The organism is Microcoleus sp. B3-D7 (assembly GCF_036705305.1).
GTDB lineage: Bacteria > Cyanobacteriota > Cyanobacteriia > Cyanobacteriales > Microcoleaceae > Microcoleus.
Genome location: NZ_JAUBUE010000055.1, coordinates 1 through 14,740, shown reverse-complemented (window position 1 = coordinate 14,740; position 14,740 = coordinate 1). Strand labels below are relative to the sequence as shown.

19 protein-coding genes are annotated in these 14,740 nt (G+C 47.0%); 16 read left to right on the top strand and 3 right to left on the bottom strand.

Translation table 11 applies throughout. From position 1 onward, the window contains the following. Positions 1–4 precede the first annotated feature (4 nt). The 7 genes from QUB25_RS25860 to QUB25_RS25835 all read left to right on the top strand — a co-directional run bounded on the left by QUB25_RS25860 (position 5) and on the right by QUB25_RS25835 (position 4,984). Positions 5–637, top strand: coding sequence for a response regulator transcription factor (locus QUB25_RS25860; protein WP_333064553.1), 633 nt, complete (start codon positions 5–7; stop codon positions 635–637). 392 nt (positions 638–1,029) lie between these two features. Then, positions 1,030–1,494, top strand: a complete 465-nt coding sequence (locus tag QUB25_RS25855) for a cupin domain-containing protein (RefSeq protein WP_333187666.1) — start codon at positions 1,030–1,032, stop codon at positions 1,492–1,494. A 26-nt stretch (positions 1,495–1,520) separates the two neighbouring features. Further along, the gene (locus QUB25_RS29915) at positions 1,521–1,700 is read left to right on the top strand and encodes a DDE-type integrase/transposase/recombinase (protein WP_445251985.1); all 180 of its coding nucleotides are present in this window, start codon (positions 1,521–1,523) and stop codon (positions 1,698–1,700) included. 170 nt (positions 1,701–1,870) lie between these two features. After that, complete coding sequence (locus tag QUB25_RS25850; protein ID WP_333187663.1) at positions 1,871–2,917, top strand: NAD(P)-dependent alcohol dehydrogenase; 1,047 nt, start codon at positions 1,871–1,873, stop codon at positions 2,915–2,917. Positions 2,918–3,305: 388 nt separating this feature from the next. Continuing rightward, positions 3,306–3,881 (top strand): TMEM175 family protein, encoded by a 576-nt coding sequence (locus QUB25_RS25845; RefSeq protein ID WP_333064550.1) that lies wholly within the window; start codon positions 3,306–3,308, stop codon positions 3,879–3,881. Between the two features lie 336 nt (positions 3,882–4,217). Continuing rightward, positions 4,218–4,787, top strand: a complete 570-nt coding sequence (locus tag QUB25_RS25840) for a DsbA family protein (RefSeq protein ID WP_333187659.1) — start codon at positions 4,218–4,220, stop codon at positions 4,785–4,787. Between the two features lie 38 nt (positions 4,788–4,825). Beyond that, positions 4,826–4,984, top strand: coding sequence for a hypothetical protein (locus QUB25_RS25835; protein ID WP_333187656.1), 159 nt, complete (start codon positions 4,826–4,828; stop codon positions 4,982–4,984). Positions 4,985–5,088: 104 nt separating this feature from the next. Here the strand turns inward: QUB25_RS25835 and QUB25_RS25830 are convergent. After that, positions 5,089–6,104 (bottom strand): ISKra4 family transposase gene (locus QUB25_RS25830; RefSeq protein ID WP_333187653.1). Its coding sequence is split into 2 segments (ribosomal slippage): positions 5,089–5,951 and positions 5,951–6,104, totalling 1,017 coding nucleotides; the frame shifts between segments, so codons are not numbered across the junction. A gap of 169 nt (positions 6,105–6,273) precedes the next feature. Between QUB25_RS25830 and QUB25_RS25825 the strand changes: the two genes are divergently transcribed. The 9 genes from QUB25_RS25825 to QUB25_RS29905 all read left to right on the top strand — a co-directional run bounded on the left by QUB25_RS25825 (position 6,274) and on the right by QUB25_RS29905 (position 11,489). Beyond that, complete coding sequence (locus QUB25_RS25825; protein ID WP_333187650.1) at positions 6,274–7,173, top strand: alpha/beta fold hydrolase; 900 nt, start codon at positions 6,274–6,276, stop codon at positions 7,171–7,173. A 278-nt stretch (positions 7,174–7,451) separates the two neighbouring features. Then, positions 7,452–8,285, top strand: a complete 834-nt coding sequence (locus QUB25_RS25820; RefSeq protein ID WP_333187647.1) for an oxidoreductase — start codon at positions 7,452–7,454, stop codon at positions 8,283–8,285. Between the two features lie 149 nt (positions 8,286–8,434). Beyond that, positions 8,435–8,995 (top strand): nuclear transport factor 2 family protein, encoded by a 561-nt coding sequence (locus QUB25_RS25815; protein ID WP_333187646.1) that lies wholly within the window; start codon positions 8,435–8,437, stop codon positions 8,993–8,995. Positions 8,996–9,057: 62 nt separating this feature from the next. Continuing rightward, positions 9,058–9,270, top strand: coding sequence for a hypothetical protein (locus QUB25_RS25810; protein WP_333187644.1), 213 nt, complete (start codon positions 9,058–9,060; stop codon positions 9,268–9,270). Next, complete coding sequence (locus QUB25_RS29910) at positions 9,252–9,377, top strand: SDR family oxidoreductase (RefSeq protein ID WP_445251988.1); 126 nt, start codon at positions 9,252–9,254, stop codon at positions 9,375–9,377. Before QUB25_RS25810 ends, QUB25_RS29910 begins: the two co-directional genes overlap by 19 nt. A gap of 478 nt (positions 9,378–9,855) precedes the next feature. Beyond that, the gene (locus QUB25_RS25805) at positions 9,856–10,446 is read left to right on the top strand and encodes a ParA family protein (RefSeq protein WP_333187641.1); all 591 of its coding nucleotides are present in this window, start codon (positions 9,856–9,858) and stop codon (positions 10,444–10,446) included. Further along, complete coding sequence (locus QUB25_RS25800) at positions 10,443–10,688, top strand: CopG family transcriptional regulator (RefSeq protein ID WP_333187638.1); 246 nt, start codon at positions 10,443–10,445, stop codon at positions 10,686–10,688. Before QUB25_RS25805 ends, QUB25_RS25800 begins: the two co-directional genes overlap by 4 nt. A gap of 408 nt (positions 10,689–11,096) precedes the next feature. Further along, entirely contained in the window at positions 11,097–11,252 is a 156-nt protein-coding gene (locus QUB25_RS25795) for a hypothetical protein (RefSeq protein ID WP_333187635.1), read from the top strand. 21 nt (positions 11,253–11,273) lie between these two features. Beyond that, entirely contained in the window at positions 11,274–11,489 is a 216-nt protein-coding gene (locus tag QUB25_RS29905) for a DNA/RNA non-specific endonuclease (protein WP_445251987.1), read from the top strand. 93 nt (positions 11,490–11,582) lie between these two features. On the opposite strand, the gene QUB25_RS25790 is transcribed toward QUB25_RS29905, so the two are convergent. Both QUB25_RS25790 and QUB25_RS25785 read right to left on the bottom strand, forming a co-directional pair. Continuing rightward, positions 11,583–13,442 (bottom strand): tyrosine-type recombinase/integrase, encoded by a 1,860-nt coding sequence (locus tag QUB25_RS25790; RefSeq protein WP_333187633.1) that lies wholly within the window; start codon positions 13,440–13,442, stop codon positions 11,583–11,585. Between the two features lie 505 nt (positions 13,443–13,947). Beyond that, the gene (locus QUB25_RS25785) at positions 13,948–14,160 is read right to left on the bottom strand and encodes a ribbon-helix-helix domain-containing protein (protein ID WP_333187631.1); all 213 of its coding nucleotides are present in this window, start codon (positions 14,158–14,160) and stop codon (positions 13,948–13,950) included. Between the last annotated feature and the right edge of the window lie 580 nt (positions 14,161–14,740).

Genomic DNA, 14,740 nt, shown 5'->3' with positions numbered 1-14,740 from the left:
AACTATGAGCAACCAATCCAGTACAATTCGCGTTTTAATTGTTGACGATCACTCCATTGTGAGACAAGGATTGGCAACCATCATTAACCGCGACCCAGAAATGACGGTAATTGCTCAAGCAGAAGATGGACAACAGGCGATCGTTTGCTTTGGCGAACATCAACCGGATGTGACTTTGATGGATTTGCGAATGCCGCAGATAGGAGGAGTGGAAGCTATTACTGCGATTTGTGCCCAATTTAAATCTGCCCGAATTATTGTGCTAACAACCTATGATGGCGATGAAGATATCTATCGCGGATTGCAGGCAGGTGCGAAAGGCTATCTGCTCAAGGATACAAAACCCAAGGAACTTCTCAATGCCATTCGCATGATTAATCGCGGTCAGCAGTACATTCCGCCAGAGGTAGGGGCAAAGCTAGTGCAGCGCATGAGTAATCCAGAACTGAGCGATCGAGAGCTAGAGGTACTGGGTTTAATGGGGCAAGGAATGAGTAATTCAGATATTGCAACTGCTCTAACTATTGGAGAAAGCACTGTCAAATCCCATGTCAATCGCATTCTCAGTAAATTGGGAGTAAGCGATCGCACTCAAGCCGTGATTATTGCGGTCAAACGTGGGATTGTCACTTTGTAAGCTGTGCTTTCGGTTAACTTTCGATTCCAACTTTAGTTGGAGATAGCCTTCCATTGTGAGATGGGTTATGAGATCGTCCATGCGATTCAATAAAATTGCCAACTGTGAGTGGACGACAGCCCAGAGTCGATTTTCTATATTAAATTTATGCAAACACCTATAGCAATTGGGTTGCAAGATTCAAGTTTGCTGAATACAGATCGCACACAGAGGAATGTAGGCGTAGTCGAATCCAGGTATCACTTGCAATAAACATACTTTTTCTCAGAAACACCGTTAATTATTTGTCCCTCCTTCAAGCCAGGATCGTAAACCGAGTAGAGGGCCGCAATTATCGCTGCAAATAATGACGTGCTTCGATCCTCAATCCCACAATTATAAGAGGTAAAACGATGAACACCGCATTGAGTAAAAACAAAGTTGCAATTGTCAGCCGGAGCGAAGACCTCAATTGGTTCGATACAATGCCTGGTGAGCAAATGGCTATCCACGTACATAGCCAAGATGTCGGCGGGGCTTTCACAATCCTCGAAGTGCGTACCCCACCGTTCTCAGGCCCGCCACTTCACTATCATAAAGAGAGGGAGGAGATATTTGAAGTAATTGAAGGCAAATTTCGCTTTCACTGCGCGGGTGAAGAGTTTGAGGTTGGACCTGGAACATCAGTTGTTGTACCCCGTAACAGCGTACATGGATGGGTGAATCTTGGACCCGGAGAGGCTCGGATGCTTTTCCTCTTTATACCCGGCGATATTGAGGAATTCTTCCCCCAAATAGGTCAAACGCCGCCTGCTGGTTGGACTGAGCTTTCATCTCAGCATGACACTTGGATTGTTGGAGAACCCCTCTCCGTTTAAGCTCCATCTTCCAACGCTGCTACTGGATGTGCACTGAATTACAACAAAGCAAATATTTGAATAACGTGATTGAGCAGGATCATCGAGCGTTCAAGCGAATTGTGAAGCCAATGACGAGATTCAAAACATTCAGTAGTGCGAAACGAATCTTGAGTGGAATCGAAGCAATGAATATGATGCGAAAACGGCAAGTGCAAGACATCTAACAAGGAAAAAAATGTCTCTCAAGCCAGATTTATCGAAGCAATCTCTGGAGTGAGTGCTTAAAAGAACGCAAACGATCAAGTTGGTTTGTTATTAAAGGATTTTTGCGACACACCCAATATATCGTTCCTCCGACAAACAAGTAAGGAGACACACCATGCGAGCAGCACGAATGCACGGTTACAAGCAACCCCTTGTCCTCGAAGATGTCCCGATCCCAGACTTCGGGGCCGATGAGGTGCTACTCAAAGTCACGGCTGCAGGCATGTGCCGAACCGACGTGCAACTGGTGGACGGGTACTTTCGGCAGTACGCTGAGCTAACCTTTCCCACGACACCCGGCCACGAAATCGCGGGTGAGGTGCAGAATGTTGGAAGTAGGGTGTCCAAGTCGTCCGGACTTCAGGAAGGCGACCAAGTGGTCATTGTGGGCGGTTGGGGCGACGGGACGTGCCGGCACTGCCAGCAGGGCAATACCCAAATCTGTGCACATAGAAATTGGCCTGGGTTCGGTCCGTACGGCGGTTATGCAGAATACGTACCCGTCCCCCCCAGGTACATCATCAAGGTGGACAAGCGCTTCGGACTGAAAGCCGAGGAACTCGCTCCGCTCACCGACGCCGGACTAACGCCATACCGCGGCATCAAGAAATTGCGCGACGCTGGTGCTCTCGGACCGAACCGTATCCTGGCAGTTTTTGGAATCGGCGGACTCGGTTGCTACGCTGTTCAGTACGCAAAGTTGCTCGGTGGCGGCGCGACGGTGGTTGCCTTCGCCCGCAATGAAGAGAAACTTGCCGTAGCCAAGGACTTCGGGGCCGATCATGCCATCAGTACGAAGGGCAAGTCGCTCGATGACGTTCGCAAGGAGTTGAGCAAAGCCACAGGTCAAGGTGAGGTCGATGCAGTTATTGATTGCGCTGGGGTCGAAGAAATGATCCGGTTGGGATTCGAGCTGCTTTCCATTTCCGGTCATTACTCGTCCGTGGGACTCGTCGGAGACAAGATCAGCCTGCCGCTCTTTCCTTTTGTCGGTCGCGAGCACACCTACCACGGCTCTTTCTGGGGCAACTACAACGACCTCAGCGAGGTGATTTCACTGGCGCAGCAGGGCAAGATCCGGCATGCCGTCAAGACTATTCGCTTCGACGACATCAACGAAAACATCGACCTCCTGCGGACGGGTAACATCATCGGTCGAGCCGTTATCAAATACTGACCGGCTCTGCTGCCCTGCGAACGCATGTGCTCGCAGGGCAGGATATCGAAGTAGTGTTGGCGTTTAAGCAGTCAAGGCAATCCGAACCAAGCGCTGCCTCCGACCCAGCCGATAGGTTTTTCAGAGTTCGTGGCTCGTCGAGGGTTCAGGCAGGTGAGCTTGATCGTTAATAGATATGTTGCTTTATAACGGAAAAAATCGCTGGAAATCCCACGGTGCAAGGATTACAGCCATCGATTTAAAAAAGTCCGAAAGCCTTGCTACGGTTAGGTTTCATAGCTTTTTCCAGCTTATAAAGCAACAGGTCTGATGATTACGAGCGATTCTACTCGTAAGCTGTCAGCAGCAAAATAATCTTTGAACTAAGCAAAAAGGAGCCTGTATACAGATGGGTAAAGGGAGGTTAGAAACATTTAGCGATGGTGTGATCGCTATTATTATCACCATTATGGTATTGGAATTGAGAGCGCCCCATGAAGCCAACTTAACTGCCCTGCGTCCCCTCATCCTGGTGTTCTTGAGCTATGTGCTGAGTTTTATTTATCTCGGCATCTATTGGACCAATCACCACCATTTATTACAAGCATCTCGGCATGTCAGTGGTAGCGTCTTGTGGGCAAATCTGCATCTGCTGTTCTGGTTGTCGCTCATTCCCTTCGTCACGGCATGGGCCGGCGAGAACCTCTTCGCCACCTTGCCAGTTGCCTTTTATGGCACAGTGCTGTTGTTTTCGGCGATCGCTTACTACATTCTTACCCGCACCCTCATTGCTTGCCACGGTCAAGATTCCGCTCTTGCAGTTGCGCTAGGTCGAGACTTTAAAGGCAAGATATCAGTGATGATTTATGCCCTAGCAATTCTGCTTTCCTTTGTAAACCCAGAACTGGCTTGTCTGCTATATGTCCTAGTTGCAATCATGTGGCTTATCCCCGACCGCCGTATTGAAAGGGCTTTAGCTTCGTAAAGAATGCAGATCTCAAGGAAAGTGAGCGCTAGCTAGTTACTACTCACTAAATCGAAGCGAAGTTAATTGATGGTTAAGTCGCAACTGGCACCTGCATCCACTGAGGGAGAACTCTAAATTTCGATGGGTGTACCAACAGACATCTTTACGGCAGTCTAGAAATTGGGTGGTAGTGCATAGTAATGGTAAAGATTGTAGGGAGGCATTGCAATGATGTATACAACGTATATACAAGGGTTTCAAATAACGCATATTTAATTTTTAGAGATGCCTAATGTAGGCTTAGCCCACTGTAAGTATCACTTGCGGTAAACATACTTCCCCTCGGAGGTTTCAGTGAACAATGACCCTAAACACCGCTTATTATTTGTCCCACCTTCACCCCAGGATCATCACCAGGGTATGTTAAGAGCCGCCGTGATACTGGTGATGTATGGAGATTATCAATGTCAAGAAAGTGCGGATGTTTATCGGTTACTGAAAGTCATTGGGCAACAACTAAGTATTGCGTTGGGAGAGGATTATTTGTGCTTTATTTTTCGTCATTTTCCGCAGATCCAAATTCATTCTCAAGCTCTACGTGCTGCTGAAGCTGCTGAAGCTGCTGCTGTCCAAGGTCAGTTTTGGCAAATACATGATATTTTGTTCCTCCATCAACAACAGTTAGCAGATGGTTATTTAGTAGAGTATGCCAACGATCTAGGACTCGATATCTCCCAATTTCTGCACGATATGTTTAAGCATATACATCTTGAGCGCATCAATCAAGATATCGAAAGTGGCGTCCGCAGCGGAATAACGGCTACCCCAGCTTTGTTTATTAATGGGATTCGGTATAGCGATCACTGGAATTTCGATCCGTTAATAACAGCCATTACTACTGCAAATAATTTACCTCACCCATGAGACAGCAATAACAATAAATTGCTGAAGGAGAACTAAACATGATGCAATGTCTTGAAAAAATACAACCGCTCAATGTTCTCTATATCGGTCATCAACTTGCCCAGGAATTTGCTCAAACAGCCGCAGAGCGCGATCGTAAGGATGGCAACAGTTTATGTCGATGGCGAGCGATATGGCACGGATTTGAAGCGCCCTAAAAGTAGATATATCGGGCAATAACGAAGGGAGCATCCCGGTTTTGCACTTTTGAGCATCAAACGGATATTGATCCGTTAAGGTAGGCACACCGGAGCTTAAGCATTTAATTAACATTTTTCATCAACCACTGCGCTCCTGAAATTTTTAACCTTCTATCAATTTGTTTTACTGCTGACTCTACAGCTCCCGAGCCGATGGAGCAAACCTTTTGTGTTGACAATTGCTCGTAGTTAACAATCCGTCGGCGATGCTTCTCCAAATAAGCACAAAAGTTCTGGGCTTGTTTTTGACGGCAAGACTTAAATAAATTGATGGTTTCCTCGACTCGTCCTTGCCACAGAAACTCCTTACCCTGCGCCAGACGCTTCAACGAGCCACCGACCTTACATAGATTTTCAACTAAGTGATACCAATCTAAAATTTCCCGCCGCGTCCCGTCAGGATTCAACTGGACAATAATATTCCAAATGCCATCATGACCATCTCCTAAACAGGTTAGTAGCTCTGATAAAGGCTGACTGTTCACATAATTAACTAACGCTTGGTTGTCAAGAAAAAATGCCCCGTAATAACTGTCGTGCAGTCGCACAGCCTTGTAGTCAAGCCAGTGACTGCCCTCTCCCTTTTCTTTTCTGAGACGGACTTTCCCCCCATCCACACTGGTTTCCTTTACCTCCCAAGCAGCTATTATGGGCGCCCATTCTTGCTTTTCCACTAATCGGTGTAAACAAGTGTGGCCTATATGCACTCCCGTCTGGGCTTCTATTTCACTCTCAGCTTTCTCATAAGAGAGATTAGCCACCTGACGCAGGCAGCACTTTTCCAATAATGGAGCTAAACGAGTAGATTTTTTGACTCCCAATTTTTCGGCTTGTTTTTCAGTAATTATTAGCTTACCAATGCAACTTTTTACTGTGCGAGACCGTCCTGATTCTGTTCCTGTTGCCTGTTTGATAAAAAAAAACCAACCTCCGGCCCGACTAATTCTAGCCATTGCTCTCGAATATGCTTTTCGATTGTTTCCAGACTTGATAATTCTGAGACCGGAGTATTTGTGTACATAATCTCGGCAATCTCAGCAGCACAAGCTTTTAAACGCTCCTTCTGTTCAGGGGTCATAGCCACTCCTCCTACGAATCCAGTTCACGCTTCTGTTGACGCTCTACCTATTATCCTCTCTTGATACTACTTTTACAAAACCGGGATGCTCCCATAACGAAGCATATAAGGAACTCGCTTCAAAATATAACAACAATCTCCAACAAATTTACTAACTCTCACAGCAACTATGCAAAGAAAAACCAGCTTTGAAAGTAAAGGTCTAAAGTGTTCTGTCACCTTTTATACTCCGGATAAAATCGCACCTGGCGATCGCTATCCCACAATTGTTATGGCTCATGGAATTGGTTTGACCAAAGAGATGGGGCTACCTCAGTTCGCTGAGTTATTCGTTCAAGCTGGGTTCGTCGTCACGCTGTTCGATTATCGCTACCTTGGTGGTAGTGAGGGAGAACCTCGTGGGCAAATTATCCCTACCGAGCAGCAGGAAGACTACCGCAATGCCATTACTTGGACTCAACTACAAAGCGAAGTTGACCCTGAGCGCATAGGTGTTTGGGGCTTTTCTTATAGCGGGGGTCACGCGCTGCATTTAGCCGCATTCGATCGGCGTGTGAAAGCGATCGTGGCACAAATGCCTACAGTGAGTGGGTTTCTTAACTCCCGTCGCCAAACCTCCCCACTTGAACTCGAAGAACTCACAAAACTACTTTCACAAGACCGAGTAAAACGGTATCAAACCGGAGAAGTGGGCTACTTCCCGTTAGTTGCTCCACCCGGTAAACCCAGCTTGCTACCGACACCCGACGCTTTCGATTGGGTGGAATCGGCTCAGAGTGCTAGCGAAGGAAGATGGGAGAATCGACTCACCTTTGAATCGGTTGAACACTGTCTTTATTACGAACCGATTCCTCACATAGAGGCAATCTTTCCCACCCCGCTATGCCTGATTGTTGGCGAGAAAGACTTTCTTGCCCCTGCCGACTTAGCCGTCGCTGTCTATGCGCGGGCGATGGAGCCGAAGTCTCTCACAATCTTGAAAGGCGGGCACTTTGATGCCTTCCAGGGAGACGGCTTCAAGATCGCAAGTACAACTGCCTTGAGATGGTTCAAGAAATATTTGAAATAAACCTGAAGCACCTGTTTTGTAACTAAGTTGTGCCTTCGGATGAATGTAGATTCCAACTTAAGTTGGAATCACCCTACCATCTTTAGATTGGCTAATTCATTAATCATACTATTGAGTAAAAATATCAACCTTGAGTGGACGACAAGTTCAAGTCAATTTCCTATATTGAATTCCTACAAACACCAATAGCAAATCAGTTACAAAATTCAAGTTTGCTGGATACGATGATATTGCAGATCGAAGCTTTGCTACTAACCCTAAAAATTTTCAGGAGATAGATGATGGCTCAGAGAACATGGCTCATTACTGGTGCTTCACGGGGCTTGGGTGCCGAGATTGGGAAAGCAGTTTTGGCAGCAGGTGACAGATTAATTGCTACCGCCCGCAATCAGCCTGATTTGCAACAGTTTGGCACCAATAAAGACGTATTAGTAATGAGCATGGATGTCACCGATGAGGCTCAGGTAAAAGCAGCGATCGCCACAAGTCTAGAAAAATTTGGACAAATTGATGTGTTGGTCAATAATGCGGGATTTGGTTTGCTAGGATCTGTGGAAGAGTGCAGTGCCGAAGAGGTTGAGAGCGTTTATCGCACCAATGTCTTTGGGCTGCTGAATGTCACCCGTGCTGTGCTACCCAGTATGCGTCAGCACCGATCAGGACACATCATTAATATGTCGTCGATCGGTGGCTATCGCTCCTCCCCAGGATGGGGCATATATGGCTCAACCAAGTTTGCCGTCGAAGGCATTACCGAAGCTCTGCATGGTGAGTTAGCCCCGTTGGGGATTCACGTGACGGTGGTTGAGCCGGGATACTTCCGCACTGGTTTTCTCGATAACAGTTCGCTACGTCCGAGTGCAGTGCAAATCCCTGATTATGCCCAGACGGTCGGGAAAATCCGTGACGTAGCGACTGAACTTAACTACCAACAGCCAGGAGATCCTACTAAGCTCGCCCCAGCCATCTTGGAGATTGTCAACGCAGACGAACCACCTCTGCGGTTACCTCTAGGCACAGATACACTTCAGACAATAGCCGAGAAGAACGCTTACGTTGAGCAAGAAACGGCGAAATGGCGAACTCTAGCTGAGTCTACCGATTTCAGATAAGAAGTGGAAGACTCAGCCATGAAAAGGCAGGCATATCTCTTGTGTTTTTGATTGCAGAAATACTGATAATTCGGGCTGTCTGACGTTTCGATTCAATAACAAAAACAAAATAGCGTTTTCTACACAAACTTAATCCAGAAAGAGGATTTATGAAAAAAGACACCATCACCCCCCACCATAAATTACTAATTAGCTTTGGATTAATTGGCTTTGGTTTGATGATAGCCACCGCAGCACCTGTGTCCAGTGCTAAAGCCGAGCCAAAGCAAGCAGAGATTCGCCAGATTGTGCAATCTAATGAGAGTCAGAATAAAGAAATAGTACGCGAAGGCTTTGCCAAATGGGCAAATAACACTGGTAGTTTCTTCGATCTGCTGGCTGATGATGTGGAATGGACGATTACAGGCAGAAGTCCAATTTCCAAAACCTACACCAGCCGCCAGCAGTTTTTGGAGGAAGCGATAGTACCCATTAACGAGCGATTGAGCGTCAGAATAATACCCAGTGTCCGAGGTATTTATGCCGAGGGTGACACGGTAATTGCCTTATGGGATGGAACAGCTACAGCCAAAGACGGCAAACCCTATACCAACACCTATTCCTGGTATATGACTATGAAAAATGGGCGTATTGTCAAGGTAGTGGCATTCTTCGATACCATTGAGCTTACCGATCTGTGGCAACGCATTCCTGTAAGTAAAAAGAATTGACAAACTATTGAAGTTCAAGGCGATCGCTAACATTTTGAAAACGAAGCAATAATGCGGTGGAAATGACACCAATCGCAACACCCTTTGGACGGCATTCCACCGCGGCCGAGGTAGTAGAAGGAATCGCTCTTTCTGGCAAGCGAGTGATAGTTACTAGAGCAGAATCAGGCATTGGAATAGAGACGGTACGCGCACTGGCTTTGACTGGGGCTGAAGTTACTCTGGCTGTGCGTAACATTGATAGCCAAGCAGCGTTATCCCCCTGGGAAGAGTAGGAACGCTCGATGAGATTGCCAAAGCCGTTGTCTTTCTCCCCTGTGACGACAGCAGTTTTGTCAACGGCATCGAGCTGTTTGTTGATGGCGGTATGGCACAGATTTGAAGCGCCCTAAGCACATCGGGCGAAGCGTTGCTTAGGGCACTCCGTCTTCTTCAATCTCAACAGCCACAGGGCTTACACAGTTATGCTATATGTAGCGTACTAATGAGTTGGCGAACGCTGAGGAACTGAGAGGCAATCGCCAGGTACCAGTTGCATAAATATTGAATTATGCATTCAGACATCTAGACGTTTAGATGATTAAATCAACCGCAGGTGATGCGACCCGCGACAGTATCACACCTGCGAGAGAGCGGATAGGGGCAGACTCTCGCAGTGCAGCAACTGCTTGATTTTTGGGAAAATCCACCTCCTCCAATCACCTGCAACCGAGCGCTACGTTATTATCGTTAATTAGCCGAGCCAACCCGCCCTATAACTGGCAAGATACGGCATCATTTAAAACATTCAAGCATTCAAATGTTTGGACATTTAGATGATTAAGAGGTAAAGTTGAGTTAATCAACGTATCGGTATACCTATGATCGTGACAATCGCCTCATTCAAGGGCGGAGTCGGAAAGACAACTACAGCACTGCACTTGGCAGCTTACCTGCAAACCAAAGCACCTACACTTTTGGTAGACGGCGACCTCAACCGCAGTGCTTTGGATTGGGCTGCGCGGGGTTCCCTCCCCTTCAAAGTGGTAGATGAAAAACAAGGAGTTCGCTTTGCCAGAGATTACGAGCACATCGTGATAGACACGCCGGCTAGACCCGACCCCGACGAACTCAAAACTGTAGCAGAAGGTTGTGACTTGCTGATTTTGCCGAGTTCTCCCGATGCGATGGCTCTCACCGCGATGCTGCAAATGGTGGAAGCTCTGCATTCCCTAAAATCGAATTACCGCATTTTGCTCACCCTCATCCCGCCCGCTCCTAGCAAAGTCGGGATTGAGTCTCGCAGAACGATCGAGAAAGCTCAGTTGCCGATATTTAAAGCTGAGGTCAGGCGGTTGGCAGTATTTCAGAAAGCAGCCCTGACCGGGGTTCCCGTAAGTGCTGTCAAAGATGCCTACGCAAAAGCTGCTTGGGGTTGTTATGCCGCTGTCGGCAAGGAGATACTTCCATGAGCCGCTTTGATGATTTGTTAAAAGCCAAGAAACTCAAGCCCGGTGAACCTGACCTTTCACCCAGTGTGGCGCTATCCAAAAGCAAAGACCCCAACTTTGTTCGTACTACGGTTTACCTGCCAAAACTTCTGCACCGCCAACTTAAATCCGCAGCAGCGCAATCAGGTCAGGAAATGAGCGAGCTAGTGGAAAAGTCGGTGGCTCAATACCTCCAACAGTTCAATCCCGACGACAGCCTCTAAACATTTAGATGTTTGAATGTTTCAACCAGAGATTGCGGTCTGCTCAGGAAAAGTCGGTGGCTCAATACCTCCAACAGTTCAATCCCGACAACAGCTTATAAACATTTAGATGTTTGAATGTTGAAACATTCAAACATCTGACAGCTCAAAGTACAGAATTCTGCGCTGTGGAGCGCGTGCTGCATTCATTGGATTGTCAGGCTGCTGATAAGCTTGGCATGAGCGATGAGAATGGGAGCGACTGATAGTGAGGAAATTGTGGCAAGGGGGGACGATCGCCAAGAGTATTGGTAGGGATTATTAGCGACTGCAATCCAACTGCGCCCTCAGCGCCGTCTCGGCTTCCTCAAATTGTTCTTAAGAAACCAAGGGTGCAGCAAGCCAAACCAAGCATCAGAAAACCCATCAGTGAGCGCCATTAATAACCGCAACTTACTCCTGGGCAATCCAAGCAATGCAGCTCCCAGTGTTGCCAGCATCGACAACTATTTAATGTTAATAGTGAAGCCACAGTACGTGCTTTCCCCCAACAGCAAAACTCACACTGCCCACTGGGTTTCGTAGTAGCAACTGAATCGCTCTTAAATTGCAGCAGCAGATCGCCAAGATAACTTCCGTCCAAACGTTACTCTCCGGACTCCTTGGTACAAAGTGCGACCAAGCGATAACACAGGAAGCGACTACAACAGGATACACATTGCATCAAGCGCAGATCGCACCCGCAACCAAGCGAATAACCACACTACCTTTTTAATGGGCAATATGATGCTCCAAGTGCCAGAACTCAACAGACGTGTGTGAGCTGACGTGCGTAAGTCAGGTTGTAATTAAAGTCAGAAAAACAGTAAAAAAAACCCCTGCACACTTATGCAGGGGAAAGCGAAATACAGTTCGCTAGTCAGAAGTTGAATCGGGATGCAAAGACTTTTGGACTAACTCCATAACCGCTAACTGAATCGGTCTGTGCTTTTGCTCAGGGCGGCGGCGGTCGTAAATCGCCCGAAGAACCTGCGGGCTGTGGCCCATGCCATAAGCCAGAGAAGCAATGTCCGAGTCAGACGCTCCGTTATCCAAAAAATGAGTCGCAAAGATGTCCCGCAGCAAGTGAGGAGTCAGTCGCTGGCCCGTTAGACCATGAGCAGCCGTGCTGATGAAGCTAGCCATATTATCCTCACAAAAAGGCTCCCCATTATGTCGCACAAAAACGAATTCACCAACGGCGTCAAACTGCAAGCGACCCGCCCACAAACGCCCAACCTTCTGCTCGCCTGGATTGAAAGTTGCCCCGCAGGAACGCCAACTTCCGTCCGGCATTTTATAATAGCCATAGAGCCATGTTTCCAAGTAGTCGTAGAAACATCGACCGTCAGGGAACTGTACGTTAGGAATCTCCAATTCTTGGTGTCCGTAAGTCTTACCAGTTTTATAAGACTCTGACGTTACATCCTTGAGCCAGCGACCGTCCGGTGTCCTGTACAGATAACCGCAATTCCGGTCGCGGTTGCGACCCGTAGGCAGAGGCTGGTACAAACCGTCAGCAGGTACATCCACAGGCCGCTTCACCGGACACTCAAGAGCCATTTTTAACTCCCTCAACTCCTGCTGTCGCCGGGGGGGACTATAGGTCAAAAACCCCCAGAGGACGTAGCGCTGGAAGCTAGAAACAGTCGCCTCCAAAGACCTCGGGGAGCCACACGCCAACTTCGGTTGGCACTCCAAGCGCAGCGGTTCGACAATTAGTTCCCAAACGTAGGGCAAATCCAGCCACTTCTTATCCACATCCGCCACTGGGATGTGATTCTTCAACTCCTTATTTGCCAGTGACAGCCGTCCGCGCAACACCTTCACAGCCGGCACTTCGCTGTAATCGCTAGAAGTGATTTCAAGGTGATACTGAAACTTCGCCACCGCCAGCAGCGCACACAGGTAATTCTTGCGAGTGTGGGGGCTTTTAGCACCTCTTTTCTCGATCAAAAAGTTGCAAAATTCGCAGACCCAACAATCTACATACTTCCCCACCTTAGCAGCCATTGCAGCCTCCGCTTCCTTAGAAGCGGCCTTGAGTTCAACCGGCGGAATTAAAGTATCTAAAGACAGCTCCTCCAACGGCACTCCTCGGTAGTAAAAGAACCAGCCGAGCAAGTGAAAGAGCAGGCCAATTTGGTTGCGACAGGCTTTTGTTTTCACCGGTTCATCTAACCTACCCGGCCAGTGAGCTGAGGTACGAAACTTGTAGAAATGTTCAATTTTAGCTTTTAACTTCTCTGACACTTGCTCTGGCTGCAAACCATAAGGCGGCAAAGCAGAGCGGCTCGTCAGTAGCGTTTTCGCCATAATTCCATAGCCCCGACGGCGACGCCCCCCGCAGCAATCAACAGGTTTCTCAGGTAAGGTATTGCCCGGCCACCACCCCTCCTGGCTAGACCAAGAAAGAAGTTCATTGAGCCGACAGCTATAAACCTCCTTACTACTATCCGAGGGTTGCAGCAATTCAAATGCTTTTTCTTGAGCTTCCCTCGCAGTTGAGAACTGCTCAACGTTTATACCTTGTTTAAAGGCCGTGGCTTTGTCTATTTCAACTCGCGTGGCCTTGCGGCCTTTGAAAGGCTCCAAGCCCCATCCTGGCAAAGTGTAACGGTTGATAGCCGTTTCAGTTTGAGAAATAATTTCTTGCGCTTTCTTTTGCGGGTGCTTGCTCTGAATGTAACTAGCATAAAGACCGAGAATATCGGTCAAAGAGAGGTTTTTTTTCATTTTTATAAATGCTGGTAGAGGAAGACGGGACAAGTTTAGGTCTTGTGGAAGGGCTGCGAAGCTTTGAAAAGAGCCTTTCAGAAATTGGCTCTCATTCAAATAATAGTAAAAACTACAGTAAATCACAACTTTACTGTAGTTTTTACTATAGGTGGCGGTCGGCTGTAAACGTTATACAGCAAGGTTCTTATTCTTGAAAGCCCGCTTAGCTTATAAATAAGTTTTTGGCTATTTATAACCTCCCAAAAACTTATGTTATGCGTAAGAGCTAATGCTTTGCTATGCTTAGCAAGGTATAAAGTCAACGCCACACTCCAACCAATTGGCTGGTTAAAACTAGCAAAAGTTAGCTCTTGTTTAGTAGCTAACCTTTGTAAGCGAGCGCTTTTAAGCTTTTGTATTCGATAGCCAAAATACAGTAGTGGGGTTCGGGCAATCCAAAGATTCATAGTGCAATCAGTGAGGCTAAAAAAGGGCTGGATTGTCAAAAAGTTTGGGTTTCTGACTAATGATTAGTTTGGGTAGGTGGTTGAGTTTGCAACTGGATCTGTCCTCTCGCAAATTGCTCAACAATTTCTGAGCGAGAAATGCCGTGTATTTTGGCAAGAAGCTCCAGCTCTTTGACGGCTGTTTGTGTAAGGCTAAAGGTGAAGGGTTTTTTGATTTCGTCATACATCTCTGGCTGATTCCTCATGCTTTTATGTTTGGGTTTAGCCATGTGAAAACTCCTTTCTGATTGGGTGAACAAACTTTCAATTGAATTCGACATTAAAATAAACACAAAAAAAGGAGTTCGGGTGAACTCCTGGCAAAGGGTATTATTTTATTTAGTTATGGGCTGTCGAGCGTTGAAAAAACTCAACGCTCGCCCGACAAAGTGATTGTCGAACGAAATCCTAGAGAAAATTATGAGGGCTAAGTTTGAGTGGTAGCCGTGGTTTTTGTCAAGCACCAAGAAGTGCGGGAATTTATAACCTTTTAGCTACCTAGGAGTTATTATAGCTTTGTCCATCAAAATCAGCTACATTTTTTTTAGTTGTAAGTGATTTAGTTTGTAATTATCTACTGGATAGCCTTTAGCTCTTAATAAGAGCATAGTAGTGATTGAAACTTAACTTTTATTTACATTTTTATACTGTCTACTTTACGTCAAGTTTCCTCTCATCGGCTACGTCACCTGATTCCCTCACTCCCTGAATTTCCCCATGCAAATATACTTGCATCGCCCTTACTGGTTGAGTCGAGGGGGGATATTATTCCCCGCCCCTCTCAGTTAGATCTGGGCGTGCGACTTTCAC

What these genes read in the sequence shown, in the direction of transcription:
- QUB25_RS25860 (WP_333064553.1), top strand. Translation starts at nt 5, where the DNA reads ATGAGCAACCAATCCAGTACAATTCGCGTTTTAATTGTTGACGATCAC.
- QUB25_RS25855 (WP_333187666.1), top strand. Translation starts at nt 1,030, where the DNA reads ATGAACACCGCATTGAGTAAAAACAAAGTTGCAATTGTCAGCCGGAGC.
- QUB25_RS29915 (WP_445251985.1), top strand. Translation starts at nt 1,521, where the DNA reads ATGTGCACTGAATTACAACAAAGCAAATATTTGAATAACGTGATTGAG.
- QUB25_RS25850 (WP_333187663.1), top strand. Translation starts at nt 1,871, where the DNA reads ATGCACGGTTACAAGCAACCCCTTGTCCTCGAAGATGTCCCGATCCCA.
- QUB25_RS25845 (WP_333064550.1), top strand. Translation starts at nt 3,306, where the DNA reads ATGGGTAAAGGGAGGTTAGAAACATTTAGCGATGGTGTGATCGCTATT.
- QUB25_RS25835 (WP_333187656.1), top strand. Translation starts at nt 4,826, where the DNA reads ATGATGCAATGTCTTGAAAAAATACAACCGCTCAATGTTCTCTATATC.
- QUB25_RS25825 (WP_333187650.1), top strand. Translation starts at nt 6,274, where the DNA reads ATGCAAAGAAAAACCAGCTTTGAAAGTAAAGGTCTAAAGTGTTCTGTC.
- QUB25_RS25820 (WP_333187647.1), top strand. Translation starts at nt 7,452, where the DNA reads ATGATGGCTCAGAGAACATGGCTCATTACTGGTGCTTCACGGGGCTTG.
- QUB25_RS25815 (WP_333187646.1), top strand. Translation starts at nt 8,435, where the DNA reads ATGAAAAAAGACACCATCACCCCCCACCATAAATTACTAATTAGCTTT.
- QUB25_RS25810 (WP_333187644.1), top strand. Translation starts at nt 9,058, where the DNA reads ATGACACCAATCGCAACACCCTTTGGACGGCATTCCACCGCGGCCGAG.
- QUB25_RS25805 (WP_333187641.1), top strand. Translation starts at nt 9,856, where the DNA reads ATGATCGTGACAATCGCCTCATTCAAGGGCGGAGTCGGAAAGACAACT.
- QUB25_RS25800 (WP_333187638.1), top strand. Translation starts at nt 10,443, where the DNA reads ATGAGCCGCTTTGATGATTTGTTAAAAGCCAAGAAACTCAAGCCCGGT.
- QUB25_RS25790 (WP_333187633.1), bottom strand. Translation starts at nt 13,442, where the DNA reads ATGAAAAAAAACCTCTCTTTGACCGATATTCTCGGTCTTTATGCTAGT.
- QUB25_RS25785 (WP_333187631.1), bottom strand. Translation starts at nt 14,160, where the DNA reads ATGGCTAAACCCAAACATAAAAGCATGAGGAATCAGCCAGAGATGTAT.